This is a genomic window from Nocardiopsis sp. TNDT3 (genome assembly GCF_003427465.1).
Lineage (GTDB): Bacteria > Actinomycetota > Actinomycetes > Streptosporangiales > Streptosporangiaceae > Nocardiopsis > Nocardiopsis dassonvillei.
This window is the reverse complement of sequence record NZ_QPFC01000605.1, coordinates 1-2,662: the sequence shown is the minus strand read 5'-3', so window position 1 is coordinate 2,662 and position 2,662 is coordinate 1. Positions and strand designations below refer to the sequence as shown.

Genomic DNA, 2,662 nt, shown 5'->3' with positions numbered 1-2,662 from the left:
CCTCCCGGGAGGGCGGACGCCGACGGGCCGGGGGGCGCAGGAAGAAGGAGTCCAGGCGCCTGGGCCCCCTCATCGCCATCGTGGCCGGAGTGCTGGTCGTGGCGCTGATCGCCCTCGGCGTGGTCCTGTACCTCAACGCGGGGGAGGGCGGCGGCGAGGGGCAGGCCGCCCCCCAGACCCGCCCCGCCGTGTACCGGGTCGTCGACGCCGGCAGCATGAACGAGGTGCTCGCCACCCGCGAGGCCGACAGCCGCCCCCTCAACGAGAACGAGCTGTTCGGGGACCGCAACGCCGAGATCTCCAGCCAGAGCATCGACTTCACCCTGGGCGAATCGGTCCTGGCCGAGGACTGCGCCGCCGCGGTGTGGGGCGAGCCCGTCAAGACCGCCCTGGCCGAGGCCGACTGCACCCAGGCCGGGCGCGCCACCTACGTGTCCGACACCTACTTCGGCGTCGTGGCCGTGTTCAACCTCGCCGACGTCGAGGGCAGCCGCGCGGTCGCCGCGGCCCTCGCCGAACCCGAGGGGGAGGGCGCCCAGGACCCCGGCTTCGTGCTCTCGCCGTCCGGCGCCGAGCCCTTCGACCGCCTGGGCAGCGGCTACAGCGCCAGTGACGCGGTCGTCAGCGGCCACTACCTGGTCCTGGTGTGGGTGCAGCCCACCGATTCGGAGTCGGTGGAGGACAGGGTCAGCCTGTCCGGGCCGCTCGTGGCGCTGGCCAACTTCCGCGACCCGCTCTACCGGCGCATGGTGCAGCAGGAGGGCACCACCGGCGGCGGCACCGAGGGGACGACGGAGGGGACCGAGGGAACGGGCACCGACGGAACCGAGGGCACGGGAACCGACGGAACGGGCACCGGGACCGAGGGCCTGGGCACCGACGGCACCGGCACTGGCGTCGAAGGTGAGAGTGTGACCGGCAACGAGGGCACGGGCACGGAGCTGCCCGGAACCACCGGCACCGGCTGAGCCTCCACCCCGCACACACGAAGGGGCCCGCGGCACCGCCGAGGGCCCCTTCGCCGTCTCCGGGACGGGCACGCAGCAGCCCGTTGGCTGGCCGGAACCGTCGCTGATGTGACGCGAGGGTCCTGCCCTGCGATCGGCCCAGGGGACGGGCCGGTACAGCGTCAGGCCGGGGAGGACCCCACCCGCTCCAGGAGGTCGGCGGCCACCCCGCGCAGCTCACCGAAGCGGTGCTCGGGCAGATCGAGCAGGGTGTGCCCGGACACCCACTCCGGCGCCGCGGCCACCGCGTGGCGCGCCGTGCGCTTGTTGACCGGGCTCTCCCGCCACGCCGACACCTCCACCAGCCCCGCCCGCAGGGTCGCGGTGAGCGTGCCGTGCGCCCTCTCCTGCACGTACACCAGCAGCCGGTCCACCGCCGAGTCCGCGTCCGGGCGCCGGGTCAGCCGCACCGCCGTCAGGCCGTCCGCGCCGAACCCGCGCAGGAACCGCACCCCGAAGCGCGGTTCCACCAGGGCGCGCAGCCCCCGCTGGCCCGCCTCGTCGCGCACGCACGCCGCCGAGGACGGCACCAGCACGTACACGGTGTCCCCGGCGGCGGCCAGGGCCGCCCGCGCCGCCCAGCGGTCCCACCCGCCCGTGAGATTGACCACCGCGCGTCCGCCGCCCTGCCCGGGCGCCTCCAACCACGTGGACAGGCGCACCCGCCCCGACCCGGCGACCTCGCCCGGCCACGCGCCCACCAGCGTCGGCGCGCGATCACCACCGGCCTCCCCGGCCCCACCGGTCTCCCCGGTCCCGCCGGGACCCGCGGCACTCGCGGTCTCCCCGGCCACCCGGTCCAGCACGGCGCGGGCCCGGTCGGCGTCCAGACCGCCCCGGGCCTCCTTGGCGTTCACCCCCTGGCTGTACACGCGCGCCACCTCACCCGAGGGAGCGGGCAGCGTACGCGCCAGAGGCCGCAGCACGTACAGGTCGGAGGCCGCGCCGATCGACTCGGCCCCGTGGTAGCGGTTGAAGTCCGGCCACACCGCCTCCAACAGCAGGTCCATCCGCACCAGCCTCGCCTGCGTGGCCGCGGCCAGCCGCGGGGTGGTCTCACTGGCCCCGTAGGCCACCAGCACCCGGCCCCGGCGGGGATCGGCCATCCCCTCCACACCGCGCCGCACGAACAGCTCCACCCCGTCGGGCGTGTAGGGGGGATCGGTGAACACCACGTCCGCGCCGCCGCGCACCGCGGGCGGCAGCCCCAGACGCAGGTCCGCGGCGTGCGTACGCACCGCCAGCCCGAGCTCGGCCGCCAGGGAGTCGATGTGGGCCAGGACGCGTTCGTCGATGTCCACGACCTGCGCCCGGGCGCCAGGGCACACCAGGGTCAGCGCCACCGAGGTCAGGTCGTGGTCGCCCACGCACAGGAGCGTGCGGTCGCGCAGGTCGAACCGGGTGGACAGCAGCAGCGCCCGGCGCAGCGCGGTCTCGGCCGTCGCGGCCACGTGGTCCAGGTCCAGATCCGAGGCGGGCCCCTCCTCCACGGCCCGCGCCAGCTCCGCAAGCGCCCGGGAGTAGCGGGGGAGCAGGTGGGCCACCGGGTCGGCGGGCTCCTCCCCGGCCGCGCCCGCGTAGCGCTCGGGCCGCACCAGGCGCACCCGGCCCCGCCCGTCCCCGGGCGCCAGCTCACCGGCCTCCGTCAGGGCCCC

Annotated in this window: 2 protein-coding genes; one reads left to right on the top strand and one right to left on the bottom strand. The window is 76.3% G+C overall.

All coding sequences use genetic code 11. The features are described 5' to 3' along the window. Nucleotides 1–968: hypothetical protein (locus DQW06_RS15390; protein ID WP_232833030.1), on the top strand; the 968-nt coding region annotated here is incomplete at its 5' end. A gap of 161 nt (nucleotides 969–1,129) precedes the next feature. Here DQW06_RS15390 and DQW06_RS15385 read toward each other — a convergent pair. Next, the coding region (locus tag DQW06_RS15385; RefSeq protein WP_198662459.1) for a bis-aminopropyl spermidine synthase family protein at nucleotides 1,130–2,662 on the bottom strand (1,533 nt) is incomplete at its 5' end.